This is a genomic window from Aeromonas sp. A04 (assembly GCF_047780465.1).
GTDB classification, from domain to species: Bacteria; Pseudomonadota; Gammaproteobacteria; order Enterobacterales; family Aeromonadaceae; genus Aeromonas; species Aeromonas bestiarum.
Map to the genome: position 1 here is coordinate 216,355 of NZ_JBLNHP010000004.1, position 22,052 is coordinate 238,406.

The following is a 22,052-nucleotide window of genomic DNA, read 5'->3' on the forward strand; positions in this document are numbered from 1 at the left end:
CCATGGGGTTGCCTGCGCCAACTATACTGACCTCCAGCATCTGACATGGAGGGTTAAGTATGAAATGGCTGCTCATTCCCGCCTGCACGCTGGCACTGCTCTGTGCCAGCGTGCAGGCCTCCCGCCTCTCCGAATACATCGCCAGTCCCGAGTTGAGGGCCAAGTTGCAGGAGGTCTATGGCGGCAGGGCGATCCAGCGGGCCGAGGCGTTTTCCCGCCTGCTTACGCCCCGGGCGGGCACCACGGATCAGCAGAAGATCACGCTGGTGAACACCTACTTCAACAACCTGACCTACAGCGATGATCCCAGACTGTGGGGGGATGAGGACTATTGGGCCAATCCGCTGGAGTTTATCGGTGCCCGGGGCGGGGATTGCGAGGATTACAGCATCTCCAAGTACTACACCCTGATGGAGCTGGGGGTGGATGAGAAAAAGCTGCGGCTGGCTTACGTCAAGGCGGTGAAATACAACCAGTTTCATATGGTGACGCTTTATTTTCCAACGCCCAAATCCGATCCGCTGGTGCTCGACAACATCAACAGCCGGATCCTGCCCGGCAGCCAGCGAACCGATCTCATTCCCGTTTACAGCTTCGATGCCAAGAGCATCTGGATCATGAAGTCGCGCCGTGAAGGCACGCTGGCGGGCAGTGCCGATCGGTTGGCGCAGTGGACATCGATGAAGACCCGTTTCTCCAGCGAGCAACTGCGCTCCCCCCGTCGCCAGCTATAGCTTTCCCGCCGCTTTCAACTCCGCGAAATATTTTGCCGCGCCCGGATGCTGTTCGATGCTCAGCACCGGGCCTGTTTTGTTGCGCGCCTTGTGAAACAGGTTGGCGTAACCATAGGTCTGCTCGTTGAAGCTGGTCTGCTGGGTCAACATGGCCCGGATCAGCCGGTAGACGTCCGCCTCCGGCGTGGCGGCATTGGTCACCAGGGTGGCCGCGATGGCAAAGGTGGGGGTCGCCTTCAGGTTGCCGGGATAGATGCGGGCAGGCACCTGGCTGCGCTGGTAGTACTTGACCCCCTTGAGCAGCTGATCCCGAATATCTCCCTCGATGGGCAGAAAGCGGATGGCGCAGCGCTTGGTGGTATCGAGCACGATCCGGTTCGGGTGTCCCATCACCAGACCGTAGGCATCTATCTGTTTGCTGCAGAGTGCCTCCGCCAGATTGCCTGCGCTCTTCAGATCGAGTTCCTGCTCCTTTGCTCCCAACAGGTTGAACAGGGCCAGGGCCGTCTGGCGAGTGCCCGAGCTCTTCAGCCCCATGTCGATGGGCGCCAGCTTGAGCTGCGCCAGCGTGGTGATGTCACCATCCGCCCGCACCACTATGGTGAAAGGTTCGGCGTGGGTGGCGAAGATGGCTCTGAGCTCTGGCTGCGGCTGGCTGGCATAAGGCCCCAGGCCTCGGCTGGCCTGATAGAGCCAGTCCGATTGCACCAGGGCATAGGGTATCTGCCCTGCCTGCAACTGGCGCAGATTCTCGATGGAACCTGAGGTGGCCTGCAGCTTGCATTGCAGCTCGGGGTCACTCTTGTTGGCCAGCCGGCAGAACTCTTTGGCGACCTGATGATAGATCCCCTGCTCACCGCCGGTGGCGATGATCATGGGACTGGCCAGCAACGGCAGCGGCCACAGCAGGGCGAGCAACAACCCGAGTCTGTTCATGAGATCTCCTTGCTGGCGTAACCGTCTATGCCCCAGCTGCGCAGGGTGTCGATATCCTGGATCTCGCTGGCTTCTGCCAGCAGGGTGTAGCCCGCACTGTGCAGGCATTGGGCCACCAGATTCCAGTAAAGAGGAGCCTGGGTTGGCTGGCAGCTGATGAAGACGGGATTGATGGGGTCGAGCTGATTGAAGGTGTCGTTGGTCATGGGAATGGCGCTGAACGCCATCTCAACGCCCTGTTCCTGCAAGGTGGCGAGCCGTTCTGCCCCGAGGGGCGGGAAGTTTGCCAGATCCCAGCGCCAGTCGAGGGTCTTGCCTCTGCCCTTGGCCAGCAGTGAGGCGAATTGCGCCCAGTCAGCATGATTGAGCAGGCTGAGGGGCAGTTGCAGTCCCTCCACCGGATGGTGCAGCCAAAGGTCGAGCAGGTGCTGGATCTCGTCCGGCGAGCTCTCCTGCGAGGGAGGTAGGGTGGGGATGAGGCGGCTGTAGAGGTGGATGCTGCCCTGGGTGGAGAAGAAATGCTGTTGTTGCAGGCCGTCTCCCCCCTTGGTCAAGCCCAGCAGGGGCTGAGGGGCTGTCGCCGCCTGCTGCTTGCCGAGCTGGGTGATCTTGAGCCGCTGTTGCAGCAGATCCCGCTTGCGCTCCGAGACCAGCTGGTTGACCGAGATGACCAGCTCCTTGAGATCCTGCAGCCAGGGAGAATCCAGATTGCCGCTGAACTGGCGTTTGCGGATCCTGACCAGTTGCTGGTTGATGAGTTCGAGGGGGCGCAGCAGGCGGCCGCATACCCAGGAGATCACCAGGGTGAACACCAGCAGGCCGGCGAGCAGGGCCATGCCGGTGCGGCTGATGGCATTCCACAGGTGCTGATAGGCGTAGCCTTTGTGTCCCTCGAGCGTGAGGGTGCCCAGCATGCGCCAGCCATCGGTCAACTCCTGCTCAATTTTGACCGGCGGCATGTCGATAACGAAAGGGAGCCAGCTCGGCACATTCTGCTGCGCTGTGTGAAAGACCTTCTGGAACAGCAGTTGACCGTCGGGGTCCAGCAGGGTGACCGAGCTGACGAAACCGCCGTCGAACATGGCGTTGACTATGGTTTCGGCCAGCACCTTGTCATCGTTGAGCAGGGTGCCTTGCAGCACCAGGCCGAGGGCCGTGATGGCTGTTTCCAGGTTGGCCGACATCTGGTCGAGGATGGACTGACGTACCGTGGTGACCTCCAGCATGAACAACAGGGCGGCACCGATAACGAACAGGATCAGGATGATTCGGTTTAACAGTTTTGCTAACGACATATCCACTCCATGGAAAAGTTATCGCAACATCATGAAACCTTGGGTCAAACACAATCGGACCCGGTTCTTAAAAATAGGAAAAAAATGGTTAAAAAAGACGATCATTTCTGCCCATAGCGGAATGTTATGCATAAAATGTGAGGTTCATGCAGATTGCTATGAACTAATTGTGAGTATTTAGGTCAAACAATCAGTTTTATACGGTTCTATAGCAAACAGACTGACCACTAACACCCTTGGATCTAATGACAGGATAGCGGATGAAACGTCTCCGTCCCTTGGTAGCACAGGCTGCCAATTGGGAACCCCCGGTTCCCCGCAAGCATTTTTACGCCATGTTACTGCTCACGGCCATGACGCTGTCAGCGGTAGCCATATTGCCGGCACCAGGTGACATCCTGGAGCGGCCATTGCGTCTGGAGTTGCCCATTGCCACCAACGGCACGGCAACCAACGAAGACAATACGGATTTTAACGACATCCCGGATCATGAGCTGGTGGAAGCCGCGACCCCGGAAGATGACATCCCGACCGATGCCACTCCCCAGTGGCAGGACTACAGGGTGCGCAACGGTGAAAACCTGACCACCATCTTCAACAACCTGGGGCTCTCGACCACCACCCTCTACAAGGTGCTGGATGCGGATGGCAAAAACAATCTGGCCCGCCTCAAACCCGGTCAGACCATAGAGTTGCTGATCGATCAGGACAACATACTGCAACAGATGAAGATTCGTCTGAACATCAAGCAGACCCTGATCCTGGAGCGCACGGATGACACCTACAGCGCCAGCATGCTCAATGAAGAGGTGCAGTGGCAGCAGAAGAGTTATGACGGCGTCATCAACGGCAGCTTCTATGTCAGTGCCCGCAATGCGGGGATCCCGGCCAACCACATCCAGAAGATTGCCAATCTGTTCCAGTGGCGGTTGAATTTCGCCAAGGATCTGAAAAAGGGCGACAAGTTCAAGGTGCTGGTCCGTCAGGAGACGGTCGAGGGCAAGAGCACGGGCAACACCCAGTTGCTGGGGGTCGAGGTGTTCAATCAGGGGAAGGGCGTCTCGGCCTGGTTGTCGGAAGATGGCAACTACTATGACGGCCAGGGCAACAGTCTGGAGCGCGGCTTCCGCCGCTATCCGACTCACAGCCGTTATCGGGTCAGCTCCAGCTTCAACCCGAATCGTCGCCACCCGATCACAGGTCAGGTTCGCCCTCACGAGGGCACCGACTTTGCCCTGCCGGTGGGCACGCCTGTATTGGCTACCGGTGACGGTGTTGTGCTCAAGGCCACCAGTCACCCGCTGGCCGGTACCTATGTGGTGATCAAGCACGGTCGTACCCTGATGACCCGTTATCTGCACCTGAGCAAGTTGCTGGTGAAAACCGGCCAGAAGGTGAAGATGGGCGACAAGATTGCGCTCTCCGGCAACACGGGCCGTTCCACCGGTGCTCACCTGCACTACGAGGTGCGGATCAACAACCGCCCGGTCGATGCCATGAAGGTCAAGCTGCCGATGGCGGAGCCGCTCTCCGGCAAGGCCAAGCGCCAGTTCCTCGCCAAGGTGAAGAGCTATCGCAAGGAGATGGAGGCAGGCTGAGGCCGGTTTCCAGCCGAATAGAAAAAGGCCCCGCCGCATTGGCGGGGCCTTTTCGTTGGCGCCATGGGCGGATCAGTAACCCTTGTCGAAGTCTATCTTGCCGTCCAGCGGCTGACCGTCGATGAAGCGGATGTAGTTGCGCACGAAGATCTGGGCCACATCATCGGGGAAGCTGTAGGCGCTGTTGTGCGGGGTGATGATGAGGTTGGGCTGGCCCCAGAGCGGACTGTCGGCGGGCAGAGGTTCCTGCTCGAACACGTCCAGCACCGCCATGCCCAGCTTGCCGGTACGCAGGGCGGTCAGCAGATCGCCTTCGTTGATGGCATTGCCGCGACCGACGTTGAACAGGATGGCGCCCGGCTTGCAATGTTCGAAACGGGAGGCGGTAAACAGATGATGGGTCTCGCGGGTGGCGGGCAGGACGCTGACGATGACGTCGGCCTGGGCCAGCATCTTGTTCAGCGCCGGCAGCTGATACACCTGATCGAAACCGGCCCGCTCACGGCCGCTGCGGCTGACGCCGAGCACCTTCATGCCAAAATGCTTGCCGGTGTGGGCCAGGTGCTGGCCTATGCTGCCGGTCCCCAGGATCAGCAGGGTGCGTCCCTTTAGCCCCTGATACGGGTGGCTCTGCCACAGCCGCTGCTTCTGCTGCTCCCGGTAGAGCGGCAGCTGGCGCATCAGGCTGAGCAGGTGGCCGAATACATACTCGCTCATCAGCGGGCCGAAGATGCCGCGCACATTGGTGAGTTGATAATCGCGGCGGCAGCTGGCATCCAGCAGTACGTCGACGCCGGCATAGGTGGACTGGAACCAGCTCAGCTTGTTGGCCCTGGCCAGCAGCGGCTTGGCCCGCGCCGGCTCGGCCATCAGTATGTGAGCCTCTCCGATCAGTTTCTCGGCCTCGCTCTGGTTGTCGGCTCTCAGAATGCGCAAATGGGGGAGATGGGCCGCCTTGAGCAGGCGCTCGTAGTGCGCGTTGTCCTGGCTGAGCAAAAGAAGGGTACGTTGACTCATACTCTTGTTCCTTATCAGATTTGCGGCGCGGGAGAGAGGCCGCTCTGTGTTTATCTTACCCGAGTTGATCGGGCAAGATAGTCGACCGGGCCGCTTTATTCGTTTTCGCGCGGCCCCTCGTGGGCTACAATCTGCCCCACATTTTGCAAAGGATCCGACTCCAGTGTTTGGTGACAAGTTTTATAAGCGACTGGCCGAGCTACAGCCTTGGCAACAGACCGTCTACACCCTGGCGCTGGCGGAGCGCATGTACCCCAACTATGCGCTGTTTGCCCAGGCATCCGGCTTCGGCGATGCCAAGGCGTTTCGCAACGCGCTGGATCAGATGTGGAACTACCTGACGGTAAAGGGATCCCGCGTCAATCTGGGGGCCATCCTGGAGGCGTTTGAAGTTTACATCCCGGAGCCAGGCAAGTTTGAATCCTACGGTGCCTATCCGGCGCTGGACGCCTGCGTGGCGCTGGGTTGTGCCTACAACTCGGTGATCTGCCGAGTCGGCGAAGAAGCCGAAGACGCCAGCCATGCCTCAGTGGGAACCGTGGCCGGTTTCATCGAGATGCTGGAAGAGCGCGACATGACCGAAGAGGAACTCTACGAGCACGAGTACATCGAGGCCGAGCTGGAGTTTCAGGTCGAGCTGCTCAAACGGGTGGCCCACGAGCGTGACAGCGACCGCATCCTGGCGATCAGGGTATTTGCGGCCCAGGACGGTGTTTCCAACATAGGCATCAGCCTGGACGAGTGACATCGCCACGGGATCTGTCGAAAAAGTCCCCATAGAAAAAAGCTCCCGGCGGGAGCTTTTTTTATGCCCGCTCCCTTCTCATGCCCGTTCTTCGGTGAGCGGTCTGACGCTCAGCACGGGGGCGGCATCTATGCCATCGGCATTCATCATGGCCGAGATACGCTGCAGGGAGGAGAGCAACAGCCCTTGCTCCCAGATTTCCAGCGCCTGAAAACGCTGGATGAAGCTCTCTTGCAGCGGGGTCGGCGCCTGGGCCAGCAGGGCACGGCCTGCGTCAGTGAGTGTCGCGTGGACCTTGCGCTTGTCGGTTTCACTGCGAATGCGCTGCACCAGCTGGCGGCTCTCGAGACGGTCCATGATGGTGGTCGCGGTAGCTTGGCTCATGTTGGTGTGATCCGCCAGCTGACGCATGGAGATCTGCCCCAGCTCGTTGATCCCCTTGAGCAGCAAGAGCTGCGGCGATGTCAGCCCGGCTTCCTTGATCAAGCGCTTGGAGTGCATATCGATGGCACGAATAATCTGGCGCAGTGCGACCAGCACTTCATCATGTTTTTCCATGGGATCTGAGTCATTGGGGGGGCTGTTGAGAGGCGCAAAATTCTCCGCCTAATTCCTCATCAGGTCAATATGGTTTTTGGTCTAATGATTTCTGCTCTAATGATTTTTGTGTTAGGTTGTCCGCCGTTTTCCGGATTTTAACCCGATATTTGAGGAGCGAGATGATGAATAACGATCTGGACATCAAGTCTCTGGTTGCCGAGCTACGGGTGGTCAGAGTGCGTTACGAACTGCCTGACACCTCGGCTTTCGTGCGTTATCAGCCCGCCTATGACGAAGACCCCAACACCCTCAAGGTGCACCACTATGATGGTGAGCTTCCCCTCTCCTGCAGCGAGACTGGTGCTTTCAACCTAAAGGAGTTGGTGAACGAATTACGTTATGCCTATGTGCTGGTCCACCTCTTTCCCGACGAGAGCGCCATGAACTTCTACCTGACCGGTCTGGATACCGGCCTGGCCCAGCTGGAGTTCATCGGCGGTTCCTATGACTTCAACCGGCTCTGGATCACCAGCGGCATCTCCAATCTGGGTGTGCCCATGGCCATCTTCCTCGGCAAGCGCCACGCCGTGAATGGCCAGCCTTCTGTCACCCTGGTGGACCATCGTGAACTGGCCGCGGGTCGCATGGTTTATCGCGCCATCGGCGGTGCCGGTGAGCATGTGGGCGAAGACTTTTTCAACAACGACTAAGGAGGCCCGATGAGAGCAACCAAAGGGCTATTGAAAGGCCTCAACCCGACCATGGCCATGACGGCGCTCACCGTCATCACCCTGTTCCTGCTGTTCGGCGTATTCGTGCCCGAAACGGCCGCCGCCTGGTTCGTCGGCGCCAAGGATCAGATCATTGCCGGGTTCAAGTGGTACTACATTCTGGTGGTCGCCCTGTTCCTGTTCTTCGCCGTCTATCTGATGTTCAGCCGTTTCGGCAGCATACGGCTGGGTGACGACGACCAGGTACCGGAGTTCGGCTACTTTGCCTGGTTCTCCATGCTGTTCAGCGCCGGCATGGGCATAGGGCTGGTGTTCTGGAGCATAGCCGAGCCCATGAACCACCTGCAGGGCAATCCCTTCATCACCGAAGGCATGACCCCGGAGGCGGCCCAGATCGCCATGCGCCTCACCTTCTTCCACTGGGGCCTGCACCCCTGGGCCATCTATGTGATCGTCGGCCTGTCGCTGGCTTTCTTCAGTTATCGCCGCAAGTTGCCGCTGGCCATTCGCTCCGTGCTCTATCCCATTCTCGGTGAGCGCATCTACGGCTTCTGGGGCCATGCCGCCGACGTGCTGGCGGTGTTCGGTACCGTGTTCGGGGTGGCGACCTCCCTCGGTCTCGGCGTCTCCCAGATGAATACCGGCCTCAACCAGATGTTCGGCATGGCGGTGTCTCAGTCCAATCAGCTCTGGCTCATCGGCGGCATCAGCCTGATCGCGACCCTGTCGGCGGTCTCAGGCGTAGGCCGCGGGGTCAAGCTGCTTTCCGAGCTCAACATCTGGCTGAGCGTGTTCGTGCTCGGCCTCTTCCTGGTGCTGGGGCCGACCACCTATATCCTCAACGCCTATGTGCAGAACATAGGCGACTACCTGCAAAACATCGTCAAACTCAGCTTCTGGACCAACACCGAGGCCAACGGCACCTCGGCCTGGCAGTCGAGCTGGACGGCGTTTTACTGGGGCTGGTGGATCGCCTGGGCGCCGTTTGTCGGCATGTTCATCGCCCGCATCTCCAAGGGGCGCACCATACGTGAGTTCGTGCTCGGCGTGCTGCTGGTGCCTTCCCTGCTCGGCATGTTCTGGCTGACCGTGTTCGGCGGCACGGCCATGAATCTGGAGCTGTTCGGCGGCGGCGGTGTGGTGGCAGCGGTCAATAAAGATGTGACCCTGGCGCTCTACCAGACGGTGGAACTGTTGCACTGGGACACCTTCGGCTGGATTGCCAAGGGGGTGCTGACCCTGCTGATCTGCACCTACTTCATCACCTCCAGCGACTCGGGCACGCTCGTCATCACGACTCTGCTCTCCATCGGCGATCAGGATCCTCCGGTGCTGCACCGCGCCATCTGGGGTCTGGGGCAGGGGCTGGTGGCGGCCATTTTGCTGGTGTCCGGCGGACTGGCGGCCCTGCAGGCGGCCAGCATCATAGCCGCGCTGCCCTTCTCGCTGATCATGCTGGCCATGTGCTACTCGCTGATGCTGGGACTCAAGCAGGAGAGCCAGCACCAGTTCGAGTACCGGCAGAAGCTCAAGCGTCATCCCGGCTCGGTCAACCTGAGCCTGCTGGATCGCATAGGCCCGGCCTGACCACGCAGTGGCAAATAGTGCAAAACGAAAGGGGAACCACGAGGTTCCCCTTTTTCATTGTTATTTCCTGTGTTCGGCGGCCGATCACAGCATCTGTTTGAGGCGATAGAGCAGATCCAGCGCCTGACGGGGGGTGAGCTCGTCCGGGCGCACCGCCTCCAGCTCATCCACCACAGGATGGGGCTGGGGCGCCAGCGTTACCGGCGTCGGGCGTGTTTCACCTGCGGCCGGAGGCGTGGCGCTTTCGAGCTCCGCCAGCTTGTGGCGGGCCTGATGGATCACCGATTTTGGCACCCCCGCCAGCGCCGCGACCTGCAGGCCGTAGGAGCGGCTGGCCGCCCCCTCCTGCACCGCGTGCATGAAGGCGATGGTGTCGCCGTGCTCGACCGCGTCCAGATGGACGTTGGCCAGCCCCTCGATCAGCTCCGGCAGCCGGGTCAGCTCGAAGTAGTGGGTGGCGAACAGGGTGTAGGCGCCAATCTTGCTCGCCAGCTGTTCGGCGCAGGCCCAGGCCAGAGAGAGGCCGTCGTAGGTGCTGGTGCCGCGGCCAATCTCGTCCATCAGCACCAGACTGCGGGCGGTGGCGTTGTTGAGGATATTGGCGGTCTCTGTCATTTCCACCATAAAGGTTGAGCGGCCGGAGGCGAGATCGTCCGACGCCCCGATGCGGGTGAAGATGCGGTCTATGGGGCCGATGCGGGCGCTGTCGGCGGGCACGAAGGCTCCGATATGGGCCAGCAGCACGATTAGTGCGGTCTGGCGCATATAGGTGGATTTACCGCCCATGTTGGGACCCGTGATGATCAGCATCCGGCGCTTCCGCTCAAGCCGGATGGGGTTGGCGATAAAGGGATCGCTCATCACCTGCTCCACCACGGGGTGGCGGCCCGCCTCGATGATGATCTGATCCTCATCTATCAGGGTGGGGCAACGGTAGTCCAGGGTCTCGGCCCGCTCCGCCAGGTTGGCCAGCACGTCCAGCTCCGCCAGCGCGGACGCCGACTCCTGCAGATCGCCGAGGTGGGGCAGCAGGGTGTCGAGCAGCTCTTCGTAGAGCCGTTTCTCCAGCGCCAGCGCCTGTGCCTGGGCGGTGAGCACCTTGTCCTCGTACTTTTTCAGCTCGTCTATGATGTAGCGTTCGTTGTTCTTGAGGGTCTGGCGGCGTATGTAGTGGGCCGGTACCAGATGGCTGTTGGCGCGGCTCACCTCGATATAGAAGCCGTGCACCCTGTTGTAGCCCACCTTGAGGGTGTTGATGCCGGTCAGCGCCTTCTCGCGCTCCTCGATGCGGGCCAGGCTGGCGGTGGCACCGTTTGCCAAGTCCCGCAACTCGTCCAGCTCCTGGTTGAAGCCGTCACGGATGACGCCCCCATCGCGGATCAGCACAGGCGGCACCTCCATCACGGCGCGCTCCAGCAGGCTCAGCAATTCGGGGAAGGTGCTGGCGCGCTCGGCCAGTTGCTGCACCGCCTCGTGCTGGTTATCCACCAGCAGGCGCTGCAACTCCGGCAACTGGGCGAATGCCTGCCGCAGCCGGGTGAGGTCGCGCGGGCGGGCGGAACGCAAGGCGAGGCGAGCCAAGACGCGTTCCACGTCGCCTACCTGACGCAGCAGGTTGCCCAGCTCGTCGTAGAGGTTCTGCTCGATCAACTCCTTGATGGTGCTCTGGCGACCCTTGAGGATCACCCGATCCCGGATCGGCTGGTGGATCCAGCGCTTGAGCAGCCGGCTGCCCATGGGGGTGGCGGTGCGATCCAGCACATCGCTCAGGGTATTCTCATGGCCGCCAGCCAGATTCTGGGTGAGCTCCAGGTTGCGGCGGGTGGCGGCATCCATGATGACGGCGTGATCGGGCTGTTCGAGGCGCACGCTGCGGATGTGGGGCAGGGCGGTACGCTGGGTGTCCTTGACGTACTGCATCAGGCAACCGGCGGCGCACAGGGCTGTCTCGCTCTGGTCGACCCCAAAGCCCACCAGATCCTGAGTACCGAACTGCTGGCACAAGAGGGTGCGGGCTGTAGCGATCTCGAACTCCCACTCGGGGCGACGACGCAGGCCGCGGCGACCCTCGACGTGCTGCAAAAACGCGAAGGATTCGGGATAGAGCAGCTCGGCCGGGTTGGTGCGTTGCAGCTCCGCCAGCAGCGTCTCTTCCTTGTCGAACTGGTTGATGAAGAAGCGGCCCGAGCCTATGTCCATGGTGCCGTAGCCGAAACGGCGGCCATCGTGATAGACGGCGGCGATCAGGTTGTCCTGTCGCTCCGAGAGCAGCGCCTCGTCGGAGACGGTACCCGGGGTGATGATGCGAATGACCTTGCGCTCCACCGGCCCCTTGCTGGTGGCGGGATCCCCTACCTGCTCGCAGATGGCGGCGGATTCACCGAGCTGTATCAGCTTGGCCAGGTAGCCCTCGATGGCGTGATAGGGCACCCCCGCCATCGGAATGGGGTTGCCCGCCGACTGGCCGCGCTTGGTCAGGGAGATATCGAGCAGCTGGGAGGCCTTGCGGGCATCGTCGTAGAACAGCTCGTAGAAGTCGCCCATCCGGTAGAACAGCAGTATCTCCGGGTTCTCGGCCTTGAGGCCAAGGTACTGCTGCATCATGGGCGTGTGGGCGCTCAGATTGGCGCCGCTGGCTTGGTATTGTGCTGTCATGTTCTATTCCAGAAGGGGCCTCTGCGGGCCTGGGTCTGCGGTGATGAGCTCTGAACGAATGGAGGCCATTCTACACATAAGCGCCGCCGCAGTGGAGGCATGGCTTCCATGGCGCTGTCGGCATGGCCCGGGTCCAGTCGGCAAGCCCTGGTAGGCGGTGCTTGCACCACTGGGCCACAGAGTTGCACAGCAGTGCCGCGACGGGGGCGGTCGGGTTCTGCCCTGCCGCGGTTGCGGGCGACAGGATCGGGATCGCATAATGTGCCTCTTGAGCGGATCAGAAGGAGTCGGGATGAAACTGGATGCCGAAATAGAGCAGATCGCCACCGAGCTGGGCCTGGCCCTGAGCCAGCGTGGCTGGCTGGCGGCTACCGCCGAATCCTGTACCGGTGGCGGGGTGGCCACGGCCATCACCGACATAGCCGGCAGCTCCGGCTGGTTCGATCGCGGCTTTGTCACCTACACCAATGAGGCCAAGCAGCAGATGCTGGGGGTGAGCGACCAGAGCTTGCGGGAACAGGGCGCCGTGAGCGAGGCCGTGGTGCTGGAGATGGCCCGTGGCGCGCTGGCGAACTCGTCGGCCGCCATCAGCGTGGCCATCAGCGGCATCGCGGGCCCCAGCGGCGCCACAGAGGACAAACCGGTCGGCACCGTCTGGTTCGCCTGGGCGGATCGCAGTGGTCGTCATCACTCCCTGCTGGCCCGGTTCGACGGGGACCGGCGACAGGTACGCCAGCAGGCGGTCAGGCAGGCCCTGGCCGGTCTGTTGGCTCTGCTCAGATAAATTGGGCTTGATACTGTATGAATAGACAGTATACTTAGCCCAACTTCACTTCTTACTCACGATTTCCAGCGGAGATTGGCATGGATCAGAACAAACAGAAGGCACTGGCGGCTGCGCTGGGTCAGATTGAAAAGCAGTTCGGCAAAGGTTCCATCATGCGTCTGGGCGACAGCAAGACCATGGATATCGAAGCCATCTCTACCGGTTCCCTCTCTCTGGACGTGGCGCTGGGCATCGGCGGCCTGCCGTGTGGTCGTATCGTCGAGATCTACGGCCCGGAATCTTCCGGTAAAACCACCCTCACCTTGCAGGTGATTGCGGAAGCCCAGAAGAAAGGCAAGGTCTGTGCCTTCATCGATGCGGAACACGCCCTCGACCCCATCTATGCGGCCAAGCTGGGCGTCAACGTTGACGACCTGCTGATCTCCCAGCCGGATACGGGTGAGCAGGCGCTGGAAATCTGCGACATGCTGGTACGCTCCAACGCGGTTGACGTCATCATAGTCGACTCGGTGGCCGCCCTGACCCCGAAAGCGGAAATCGAAGGCGAGATGGGGGATTCCCACGTCGGCCTGCAGGCTCGTCTGATGTCCCAGGCACTGCGCAAGCTGACCGCCAACATCAAGAACGCCAACTGTCTCTGCATCTTCATCAACCAGATCCGGATGAAGATCGGCGTCATGTTTGGCAGCCCGGAAACCACTACCGGTGGTAATGCGCTCAAGTTCTACGCCTCCGTGCGTCTGGATATCCGTCGCATCGGCGCCATCAAGGAAGGTGACGAAGTGGTCGGTAACGAGACCCGCGTCAAGGTGGTCAAGAACAAGGTTGCCCCTCCCTTCAAGCAGGCTGAATTCCAGATCTTCTACGGTGTCGGTATCTCCAAGGAGGGTGAGCTGGTGGATCTGGGCGTCAAGCACAAGCTGATCGACAAGGCCGGTGCCTGGTACAGCTACAACGGCGAGAAGATCGGTCAGGGCAAGGCCAACGTGATGAAGCTCTTCTCCGAGAACAAGGCGATGGCGGCCGAGGTCGAAGCCAGACTGCGTGAGCTGCTGCTCTCGGGCGCCGCCCCGGTGGACGACAAGCCTGCCGCTATCGAGGCCGACGAGTTTGAGCCTGAAGGCGAAGAACTCGAGTAACAGAAAGGCCGGGCTAACCCCCGGCCTTGTCATTTATGGTCGATGAATCCATGTCAGAACCCGCCGATACCCCAGTCCCCCCAGAAGAACCCTCATTCGAAGAGATGTTTGCCGCGGCCCGCGCCTTTGCCATGCGCAGCCTGGCGCGCCGGGAGAGTGCCGAGTCCGAGCTGGCCAACCGGCTGCGCAAGCAGGGTTTCAATGATGAAGTGATCGAGGCGGTGCTCGACTACTGTCGCGGCTACAACTGGGTCGATGACGAGCGTTATGGCGCCATGGCGGTACGAGCCGGTGCGACCAAGGGGCAGGGGCCCATCAAGATCCGCTTCGATCTGCGCCGCAAGGGACTGAGTGATGCACAGATAGAAGCCGCCTTCGAACAGCCCGAGCTGGACTGGTTTGAGCTGGCATTTGCGTTGCTGCAACGACGGGCCAGGGTCAGTGATCTGGGGGATTTCAAACTGCGGATGAAGTGGATCAAGTATCTGCTGGGTCGCGGATTCAACCAGGATCAAGCCCGTTATGCCATCGCAGCCATGATGGAGCAGAGTGCCTAGCGTGGCGTTTGCCACTGACGGTTGAATGGGTCGCCAGGGAAACGGCTTGAAGAGGGGGTCTGAGCGGCTCTTTGTCATGGTCATCGCGCCTGGCTTCACCACTCTGGCGGTGGAGAGGATTGCCGCCCCATGGCCTTCGCCGCCCAGCGCTTCTCCTGAACGCCCCCAGGTGAGCGCTTTTTCTTTTACTGGGTTTGCATTGCACTGGCTCCTTGCCAGCGATCTGGCCCGCAAGGGCCATGAATGCCATCGGCCGTGCCGCCTAGCGTCATTCGCTTGCGATTTAGCCATGGCTGGCCAAATCGCCGACATGCCACCGGGTGATAGTCCCCCGGATTTAAGCCTGAAAATTCTCCCGCTGCTGACCGCATTTCCCCGCTAAAAACGGCAGGTTTGCCTCCCTTGTCTGCCAACACGGCGTTATGCGCGCTTTTTCACCCGTCACGGGCTGGTACGTTTTACTTTACCCCGCAGAAAACTTACATTAATGCGGTTAAAAGTCCGTATTCGAATCAAGCAGGATTTTCCATGTATATGTCCACGTCAGAGTTACGCTCAGCGTTCCTCGAGTATTTCCGCTCCCAGGGGCACCAGGTTGTCTCCTCCAGCTCGCTGGTGCCGCATAACGACCCGACCCTGTTGTTCACCAACGCAGGCATGAACCAGTTCAAGGATGTATTCCTTGGCGCCGACAAGCGTGCCTACAACCGCGCCACCACGGCCCAGCGTTGCGTGCGGGCTGGCGGCAAGCACAATGACCTGGAAAACGTCGGCTATACCGCACGTCACCACACCTTCTTCGAGATGCTGGGCAACTTCAGCTTCGGTGACTACTTCAAGCAGGACGCCATCCGTTTTGCCTGGGAATTCCTGACCGGGACCCTCAAGCTGCCCAAAGAGCGCCTGCTGGTAACCGTGTATGAAACGGATGATGAAGCCTTCGACATCTGGGCAAAGGAAATGGGTGTGCCGGTCGAGCGCATAGTGCGCATCGGCGACAACAAAGGCGCTCCGTTTGCTTCCGATAACTTCTGGCAGATGGGTGATACAGGTCCGTGCGGCCCCTGCACCGAGATCTTCTATGACCACGGCGATCACCTCTGGGGCGGCCCTCCCGGTTCACCGGAAGAGGATGGCGACCGTTTCATCGAGATCTGGAACGTGGTCTTCATGCAGTTCAACCGTCAGGTCGACGGCACCATGGAACCGCTGCCCCGTCCGTCCGTGGATACCGGCATGGGGCTGGAGCGTATCTCCGCCATCATGCAGGGTGTGCACTCCAACTATGAAATCGACATCTTCCAGGCACTGATCAAGAAAGCTGCCGAGATAGTCGGCACCACGGATCTGAACAACCAGTCCCTGCGGGTCATCGCCGATCACATTCGTTCCTGCGCCTTCCTGGTGGCGGACGGCGTCATGCCATCCAACGAAGGGCGTGGCTATGTGCTGCGTCGCATCATCCGCCGCGCCGTGCGTCACGGTCGCAAGCTGGGTGCCACCGACGTCTTCTTCTACAAGCTGGCCGCCGAACTGGCCGTGCAGATGAAAGACGTGGCAGCCGAGCTGATCGCCCAGCTGCCGCTGGTCGAGCGCGTGCTGCGCATCGAGGAGGAGCAGTTCGTCCGCACTCTGGATCGCGGCCTGCTGCTGCTGGAAGACGTGCTGACCAACCTGGGCGATGCCAAGATCATCCCGGGCGAGGTGGTGTTCAAGCTGTATGACACCTATGGCTTCCCGGCAGATCTCACCGCCGATGTGGTACGCGAGCGCGAGATCGGTATCGACGAAGAGGGCTTCAACGCCGAGATGGAGAAGCAGCGCGCCCGCGCGAAAGAGGCCTCCAGCTTCGGTGTGAACTACAACGAGGTGCTCAAGCTCGACTTCGAGACCCCGTTCACCGGGTACAAGCAGCTGAGTCAGAAGACGACCGTCGTCGGCATCTACAAGGATGGCGTCGAAGTGAACGGCCTCATCTCAGGTGAAGAAGCCGTGGTCGTGCTGGCCGAAACCCCCTTCTACGCCGAGTCCGGCGGTCAGGTGGGTGACAGCGGCATCCTCAAGGTGGATGACGGCATCTTTGCCGTGACCGATACCCAGAAAGCGGGCAAGGCCATCATTCACAAGGGATATCTGGAGCTGGGCACCCTGGAGAAGGGCGCCGAGGTCGAAGCCGTGGTCGATGGCGAGCGCCGTCAGGCCGTGGCTCTGAACCACTCTGTGACTCACCTGCTGCACGCCGCCCTGCGTCAGGCGCTGGGTGATCACGTGACCCAGAAAGGGTCTCTGGTGGGCGCCGAGCGCATGCGCTTTGACTTCTCCCACTTTGAAGGCCTGACCATGGCGACCATTCGCCGGGTCGAAGAGCTGGTCAACGCCCAGATCCGTGCCAACCATGACGTCAACACCCAGGTGATGGATCTGGAAACGGCCAAGTCGGCCGGTGCCATGGCGCTGTTTGGCGAAAAATACGAAGACGACGTGCGGGTGGTGCGCATGGGCGACTACTCCACCGAGCTGTGCGGCGGTACTCACGCCAAGCGCACCGGTGACATCGGCTTCTTCAAGATCATCGCCGAGAGCGGCATTGCCGCCGGTGTGCGTCGTATCGAAGCCGTGACCGGCAAGGGTGCCATCGATTTCATGCACCAGCTGGGTGAGCAGATCGAAGAGGCTGCGGCTCTGGTGAAGGGGGATCAGTTCTCCATCGCCGACAAAGTGCGCCAGATGCTGGACAAGTCCAAGATGATGGAGCGCGAGCTGGAGCAGCTCAAGGCCAAACTGGCGGCTCAGGCCGGCAGCGACCTGCTGAGTCAGGTGATCGAGATCAATGGCCGGAAGGTGCTGATCGCGGCGCTGGAAGGGGCCGATCCCAAGTCACTGCGCGGCATGCTGGACGAGCTGAAGAACCAGATGAAGTCCGGTGTCGTGCTGCTGGCAACCAGCAGCGATGACAAGGTCAACCTGATCGCCGGCGTGACCAGCGATTTGACCGGCAAGGTCAAAGCCGGTGAGCTGGTCAATCTGGTGGCCCAGCAGGTGGGCGGCAAGGGCGGTGGTCGTCCCGACATGGCGCAGGCGGGTGGTACCCAGCCGGAAGCCGTGCCTGCGGCGCTGCAATCTGTTCACTCCTGGCTGGAAGAGCGCCTGTAATCGGGCGAGGTGATCTGTGGCACTCTATGTACAGAAGTACGGCGGCACCTCGGTCGGCACGCTGGAGCGGATCGAGGCGGTGGCTGAGCGGGTTCAACTGACCCGCGCCCAGGGACACGATGTGGTGGTGGTTGTCTCCGCCATGTCGGGCGAAACCAACCGGTTGCTGAGCATGGCCCAGCAGCTGGATCCGGATGCCAACCGGCGCGAGATGGATGTGCTGGTTTCCACCGGTGAGCAGGTCACCATAGCGCTGCTGGCGATCGCGTTGAACAAACGCGGTTGTCCCGCAGTCTCGATGACCGGCGATCAGGTACGCATTCATACCGACTCCGCCTATGGCAAGGCGCGCATCAGCCACATAGACACCGAGCAGGTTCAGGCTGAACTGGGCGCGGGCAAGGTGGTGGTGATCGCCGGCTTCCAGGGCCGTGATGCGCACAACGCCATCACAACGCTGGGGCGCGGTGGGTCGGATACCACGGCAGTGGCGGTGGCGGCTGCCATCAAGGCCGATGAATGCCAGATCTTTACCGATGTGGATGGGGTCTATACCACGGATCCGCGCATCGAGCCCAAGGCCCGTCGTCTCTCCACCATCACCTTCGAGGAGATGCTGGAGATGGCGAGCCTGGGGGCCAAGGTGTTGCAGATCCGTTCGGTGGAGTTCGCGGGCAAGTACCGCGTGCCACTAAGGGTGCTGTCGAGCTTTGTCGATGGAGAGGGAACCTTAATCACATATGGAGGTGAGAGGATGGAAGCTCCCCTGGTATCCGGGATTGCGTTCAATCGCAACGAGGCGAGCCTGACTATTCTGGGTGTGCCGGACCGGCCCACGGTGGCGGCGCAGATCCTGAATCCGATCAGCGATGCCAACATTGATGTCGACATGATAGTGCAGAACACCCTGGGCGATGGCACCGCCGATTTCACCTTCACGGTGAATCGCGATGACTATCGCCGGGCGCGTGCCCTGCTGGAGGAGACTGCCAGCGAGCTGGGGGCCGCCTGCGTGCAGGGCAACGGCGAGATAGCCAAGGTGTCCATCGTCGGCGTCGGCATGTGGAATCATCCTGGCGTCGCCCGCACCATGTTCAAGGTATTGGGCGAGGAGGGGATCAACATGCAGTTGATTTCCACCTCTGAAATCAAAATATCCGTGGTGATTGACGAGAAGTACCTGGAGCTGGCGGTGCGCGCGTTGCACGCCGCTTTCGGGCTGGATAATGAGCCTCATGAGCAGCCCTTGGGGAACAATCCCTGATTGATTTAGTTTCAACCATTTACCATATCGGTATCTTTGTAAGATAATGTCGCATATCGATATAAATACAAAACAGGATACAGGAGCAAGCGAATGCTTATTTTGACTCGTCGTGTAGGGGAAACCCTGATGATTGGTGACGAAGTGACTGTCACCGTACTGGGCGTTAAAGGCAATCAGGTTCGTATCGGTGTGAACGCACCGAAAGAGGTCTCCGTGCACCGCGAAGAGATCTACATGCGGATACAGGCCGAGAAAGTTCCGGGCCAACCGAATTTCTAAGCCGCATCGATAGCTGCTTGAAGGCGACACCTCTGTGTCGCCTTTTGTTTTTCCGTGCCCCGGAAATCGCCCTGCAAGGCACTAAACTGCGGGATAAGTACTGATATTGTTTGAATATTCCACGCTTTGACCAAATGCTGAGCGAACACGCTTTTTTCTCCAAAAAAGTGTTTGACTAAAAATCCCTGTGAAGTATTATCAGCCCCGCAAACGGAGAGGTGGCCGAGAGGCTGAAGGCGCTCCCCTGCTAAGGGAGTATGCGGCTTATACCCGCATCGGGGGTTCGAATCCCCCCTTCTCCGCCATTTGCGCCCGTAGCTCAGCTGGATAGAGTACCTGGCTACGAACCAGGTGGTCGGAGGTTCGAATCCTCCCGGGCGCACCATATTACGACTCAAGCAAGAGTCATGTGTTGACCATCAGCAAGTCGACACTTTGGAAAAGGCTTACTGATAAGTAAGCTTTTTTTATCGTTTTAAATCAGGGCGCCCGTAGCTCAGCTGGATAGAGTACCTGGCTACGAACCAGGTGGTCGGAGGTTCGAATCCTCCCGGGCGCACCATTTAAAGCAACAATACAAGTTTATGAGCGCCCGTAGCTCAGCTGGATAGAGTACCTGGCTACGAACCAGGTGGTCGGAGGTTCGAATCCTCCCGGGCGCACCATTTTGAGCAGTACCAAAAGTTTGTGAGCGCCCGTAGCTCAGCTGGATAGAGTACCTGGCTACGAACCAGGTGGTCGGAGGTTCGAATCCTCCCGGGCGCACCATTTTGAGCAGTACCAAAAGTTTGTGAGCGCCCGTAGCTCAGCTGGATAGAGTACCTGGCTACGAACCAGGTGGTCGGAGGTTCGAATCCTCCCGGGCGCACCATTTTAGCAGTACCAAAAGTTGATGAGCGCCCGTAGCTCAGCTGGATAGAGTACCTGGCTACGAACCAGGTGGTCGGAGGTTCGAATCCTCCCGGGCGCACCATTTTAGCAGTACCAAAAGTTGATGAGCGCCCGTAGCTCAGCTGGATAGAGTACCTGGCTACGAACCAGGTGGTCGGAGGTTCGAATCCTCCCGGGCGCACCATATAGACAGCCTCGACTCAGGTCGGGGCTGTTTTTTTATGGGCCGGATCCGGCGGGTGAAGGTCAATACGCTGCCGCAGGGCTCCGTCAGGTATTGCCTCCCTTGTTCCTCTGTTCTTCTCCCGCTATCCCTCTGAATTCCTTGCTCTATCGCACCATGCGGCGTTCCTTTGCCCGGCAGCAATCCCGGTAGGTTCCGGCTCCCTGCTGCGTCCTGAGGGGCGCTGACGGCACATAGTGAGGCGGGTGGAGACGAGGTGCGGATCTGCGGGCAATAAAAAAGGATGCCGCAGCATCCTTTTTCAATTCCGGGTTGGAAACTCAGCTTTTCAGCCACTTGCGAATGCGGTTGGCATCGCCGATCGGGGTGCGCTTGCCCACCGAGTTGAGCAGCACTATGGCCAGCTCGCGGCTGTCCGGCTTGGCGCGCATCAGCAGGCAACGGCCCGCCTCGTCGGTGAAACCCGTCTTGGAGAGGCGCACATCCCAGTCCGGGTTCTTCACCAGCGGGTTGGTGTTGTTGAACATCAGGCTGTAGGCGGGGGTGCTGAAACGCATCTCCTTGTTGGTGTCCTGGGTGAACTCACGGATCAGCGGCTGGCGATAGGCGGCAGAGATGAGCCTGGCCAGATCCTGGGCGGTGGAGACGTTGCGCGTCGACAGGCCGGTGGAGTCGTAGAAACGGCTGTTGCGCATGCCAAGTTGCTTGGCCTTGTTGTTCATGGCGCGCACGAAGGCGGGGCGTCCACCGGGATAGTGGCGCGCCAGGGCCGAGGCCATCCGGTTCTCGGAGGACATCAGTGCCAGGTGCAGCGCATCGCGGCGTGTAACTTTCGTGCCCATGCGCACCCGGGAATAGGTGTGCTTGATGGCATCCCTGTCATTCTGATCTATGGTCAGGGTCTGCTTTAGATCCTGGCGAGCATCCAGCACCACCAGTGCCGTCATCAGCTTGGTGATCGAGGCGATCGGTCGGACCCGGGTGGCATTCTTCTGATACAGGGTCTTGCCCGTATTGACGTCCATCACCAGGGCGCTGCTCGATTGCAACTGCAGTTTGGCCGGGTTGGGGGCAGCCAATGCTGCTGGCAAGCCCAGCAGTCCAACCAATGCATATACCAGCGCCATTGCGCTAACCCGACACCGCATACTACCGACTCCGTTCACGTCGAAAAAAAGGCGCTAGATTCACTCATTTTTACCCCTGCTTTACAAGAGCACCAGAGAGTAATTCGCCATTATTTCGATAAAAAAAGGGCCATCCTGCGATGGCCCTTTCCATTTGTCTCAATCCCGTGGGGTGACGGCTTTGCGTTTGCTCAGCCAGCGCCAGATGAGGGCGACAACACCACCGACCAGCAGCACCAGCGGCAGGTAGAGAATGATGCTGAGGAACTGTGATTCGTACTGGGCCGCCAGCTTGGTGTGGCTCAGGTAGTAACCCAGGCTCACCAGCGGGGTGACCCACATGATGGAGCTGACCAGATTGACGATGAGGAAGCGCCCCTGCGGGATCTCGGTCGCCCCGACTATGTAGGGATAGACGGTGCGCACGAAGGCGATGTAGCGGGCGGTGATCAGGGTCAGGATGCCGTACTTGTTGAGCAGGTAGAACACCTTCTCCTTGTGCTTGTCGTCCATGTGGGACATCAGGCGATGGTACATGCGGGTATGACCCAGGAAGCGCCCCTGCATATAGCCGAACCAGGTACCGACGAAGGTGGCCAGGATCAGCAGTGGCACTATGCCAAGGGGGAGCACGTCCTGATAGATGAGCACACCCGTCAGGATGAGCAGGCTATCGCCGGGCAGGAAGGCGGTGGGGATGAACCCGTTCTCCAGCACAAGAAAAGTTAGCAACACGCCGCAGACCATGAAGGCCATCTTGGGATCCGACAGCATCGCCAGATCCTGATGCATAAAGGCGTGAGCCAGTTGGTAAAACTGCTCCATACTCA

At 60.1% G+C, this 22,052-nt stretch carries 18 protein-coding genes and 8 tRNA genes; 19 read left to right on the forward strand and 7 right to left on the reverse strand.

The genetic code is table 11. The features are described 5' to 3' along the window. The first annotated feature begins 59 nt into the window (after nt 1-59). Nucleotides 60-734 carry a transglutaminase-like cysteine peptidase gene (locus ACM3N8_RS14585; RefSeq protein ID WP_378081218.1) on the forward strand — a complete coding sequence of 225 codons (675 nt, stop codon included), beginning with the start codon at nt 60-62 and terminating at the stop codon, nt 732-734. On the opposite strand, the gene ACM3N8_RS14590 is transcribed toward ACM3N8_RS14585, so the two are convergent. Both ACM3N8_RS14590 and ACM3N8_RS14595 read right to left on the reverse strand, forming a co-directional pair. Continuing rightward, nucleotides 729-1,670 carry a TAXI family TRAP transporter solute-binding subunit gene (locus ACM3N8_RS14590; protein ID WP_416016249.1) on the reverse strand — a complete coding sequence of 314 codons (942 nt, stop codon included), beginning with the start codon at nt 1,668-1,670 and terminating at the stop codon, nt 729-731. The genes ACM3N8_RS14585 and ACM3N8_RS14590 overlap by 6 nt on opposite strands. Next, nucleotides 1,667-2,965 (reverse strand): LapD/MoxY N-terminal periplasmic domain-containing protein, encoded by a 1,299-nt coding sequence (locus ACM3N8_RS14595; RefSeq protein WP_290018560.1) that lies wholly within the window; start codon nt 2,963-2,965, stop codon nt 1,667-1,669. Before ACM3N8_RS14595 ends, ACM3N8_RS14590 begins: the two co-directional genes overlap by 4 nt. 260 nt (nt 2,966-3,225) lie before the next feature. On the opposite strand from ACM3N8_RS14595, the gene mepM reads away from it, so the two are divergent. Next, complete coding sequence (mepM, locus tag ACM3N8_RS14600) at nt 3,226-4,563, forward strand: murein DD-endopeptidase MepM (protein ID WP_098982128.1); 1,338 nt, start codon at nt 3,226-3,228, stop codon at nt 4,561-4,563. A gap of 72 nt (nt 4,564-4,635) precedes the next feature. Here the strand turns inward: mepM and ACM3N8_RS14605 are convergent, their stop codons facing one another. Further along, entirely contained in the window at nt 4,636-5,580 is a 945-nt protein-coding gene (locus ACM3N8_RS14605; protein ID WP_241325526.1) for a D-2-hydroxyacid dehydrogenase, read from the reverse strand. A 163-nt stretch (nt 5,581-5,743) separates the two neighbouring features. Here ACM3N8_RS14605 and ACM3N8_RS14610 point away from each other — a divergent pair, with 163 nt between their 5' ends. Further along, nucleotides 5,744-6,325 (forward strand): YjaG family protein, encoded by a 582-nt coding sequence (locus ACM3N8_RS14610; protein ID WP_241325525.1) that lies wholly within the window; start codon nt 5,744-5,746, stop codon nt 6,323-6,325. Between the two features lie 78 nt (nt 6,326-6,403). On the opposite strand, the gene ACM3N8_RS14615 is transcribed toward ACM3N8_RS14610, so the two are convergent. Next, nucleotides 6,404-6,883 carry a MarR family winged helix-turn-helix transcriptional regulator gene (locus ACM3N8_RS14615; RefSeq protein WP_042866558.1) on the reverse strand — a complete coding sequence of 160 codons (480 nt, stop codon included), beginning with the start codon at nt 6,881-6,883 and terminating at the stop codon, nt 6,404-6,406. Between the two features lie 164 nt (nt 6,884-7,047). Here ACM3N8_RS14615 and ACM3N8_RS14620 point away from each other — a divergent pair, with 164 nt between their 5' ends. Further along, nucleotides 7,048-7,575, forward strand: coding sequence for a hypothetical protein (locus tag ACM3N8_RS14620; protein ID WP_043141064.1), 528 nt, complete (start codon nt 7,048-7,050; stop codon nt 7,573-7,575). A 9-nt stretch (nt 7,576-7,584) separates the two neighbouring features. Further along, nucleotides 7,585-9,183: a BCCT family transporter gene (locus ACM3N8_RS14625; protein ID WP_103473051.1), complete on the forward strand. Its 1,599-nt coding sequence runs from the start codon at nt 7,585-7,587 to the stop codon at nt 9,181-9,183. Nucleotides 9,184-9,267: 84 nt separating this feature from the next. Here ACM3N8_RS14625 and mutS read toward each other — a convergent pair whose 3' ends face one another. Next, nucleotides 9,268-11,838, reverse strand: a complete 2,571-nt coding sequence (gene mutS, locus ACM3N8_RS14630; RefSeq protein WP_416016250.1) for a DNA mismatch repair protein MutS — start codon at nt 11,836-11,838, stop codon at nt 9,268-9,270. 292 nt (nt 11,839-12,130) lie between these two features. Here mutS and pncC point away from each other — a divergent pair, with 292 nt between their 5' ends. The 14 genes from pncC (at nt 12,131) to ACM3N8_RS14700 (ending at nt 20,095) form a co-directional block, all read left to right on the forward strand. After that, nucleotides 12,131-12,622 (forward strand): nicotinamide-nucleotide amidase, encoded by a 492-nt coding sequence (gene pncC, locus ACM3N8_RS14635; protein ID WP_416016251.1) that lies wholly within the window; start codon nt 12,131-12,133, stop codon nt 12,620-12,622. Between the two features lie 80 nt (nt 12,623-12,702). Next, the gene (gene recA / locus ACM3N8_RS14640) at nt 12,703-13,764 is read left to right on the forward strand and encodes a recombinase RecA (protein ID WP_043139881.1); all 1,062 of its coding nucleotides are present in this window, start codon (nt 12,703-12,705) and stop codon (nt 13,762-13,764) included. Between the two features lie 35 nt (nt 13,765-13,799). Beyond that, nucleotides 13,800-14,321, forward strand: coding sequence for a regulatory protein RecX (locus ACM3N8_RS14645; protein WP_274453407.1), 522 nt, complete (start codon nt 13,800-13,802; stop codon nt 14,319-14,321). A gap of 528 nt (nt 14,322-14,849) precedes the next feature. After that, nucleotides 14,850-17,474, forward strand: a complete 2,625-nt coding sequence (gene alaS / locus ACM3N8_RS14650; protein ID WP_098982140.1) for an alanine--tRNA ligase — start codon at nt 14,850-14,852, stop codon at nt 17,472-17,474. A gap of 16 nt (nt 17,475-17,490) precedes the next feature. After that, nucleotides 17,491-18,738, forward strand: coding sequence for an aspartate kinase (locus ACM3N8_RS14655; protein WP_378081223.1), 1,248 nt, complete (start codon nt 17,491-17,493; stop codon nt 18,736-18,738). Nucleotides 18,739-18,831: 93 nt separating this feature from the next. Further along, the gene (csrA, locus tag ACM3N8_RS14660; RefSeq protein ID WP_005315760.1) at nt 18,832-19,020 is read left to right on the forward strand and encodes a carbon storage regulator CsrA; all 189 of its coding nucleotides are present in this window, start codon (nt 18,832-18,834) and stop codon (nt 19,018-19,020) included. Nucleotides 19,021-19,232: 212 nt separating this feature from the next. Beyond that, nucleotides 19,233-19,325 (forward strand) — tRNA-Ser (locus ACM3N8_RS14665). 3 nt (nt 19,326-19,328) lie between these two features. Continuing rightward, a tRNA-Arg gene (locus ACM3N8_RS14670) sits at nt 19,329-19,405 on the forward strand. A 100-nt stretch (nt 19,406-19,505) separates the two neighbouring features. Further along, a tRNA-Arg gene (locus ACM3N8_RS14675) sits at nt 19,506-19,582 on the forward strand. Nucleotides 19,583-19,608: 26 nt separating this feature from the next. Continuing rightward, a tRNA-Arg gene (locus ACM3N8_RS14680) sits at nt 19,609-19,685 on the forward strand. Between the two features lie 26 nt (nt 19,686-19,711). Further along, nucleotides 19,712-19,788: transfer RNA gene (locus ACM3N8_RS14685), tRNA-Arg, on the forward strand. A 26-nt stretch (nt 19,789-19,814) separates the two neighbouring features. Continuing rightward, a tRNA-Arg gene (locus tag ACM3N8_RS14690) sits at nt 19,815-19,891 on the forward strand. Between the two features lie 25 nt (nt 19,892-19,916). Then, nucleotides 19,917-19,993, forward strand: a tRNA-Arg gene (locus ACM3N8_RS14695). Nucleotides 19,994-20,018: 25 nt separating this feature from the next. After that, a tRNA-Arg gene (locus ACM3N8_RS14700) sits at nt 20,019-20,095 on the forward strand. Nucleotides 20,096-20,415: 320 nt separating this feature from the next. Here the strand turns inward: ACM3N8_RS14700 and pbpG are convergent. Together pbpG and ACM3N8_RS14710 are read right to left on the reverse strand one after the other, a co-directional pair. After that, on the reverse strand, nt 20,416-21,243 hold the full coding sequence (pbpG, locus tag ACM3N8_RS14705; protein ID WP_098982142.1) for a D-alanyl-D-alanine endopeptidase: 828 nt from the start codon (nt 21,241-21,243) through the stop codon (nt 20,416-20,418). Between the two features lie 138 nt (nt 21,244-21,381). Next, a complete protein-coding gene (locus tag ACM3N8_RS14710; RefSeq protein WP_043139871.1) occupies nt 21,382-22,047 on the reverse strand; it encodes a DedA family protein in 666 nt (221 codons plus the stop codon). Nucleotides 22,048-22,052: the final 5 nt, after the last annotated feature.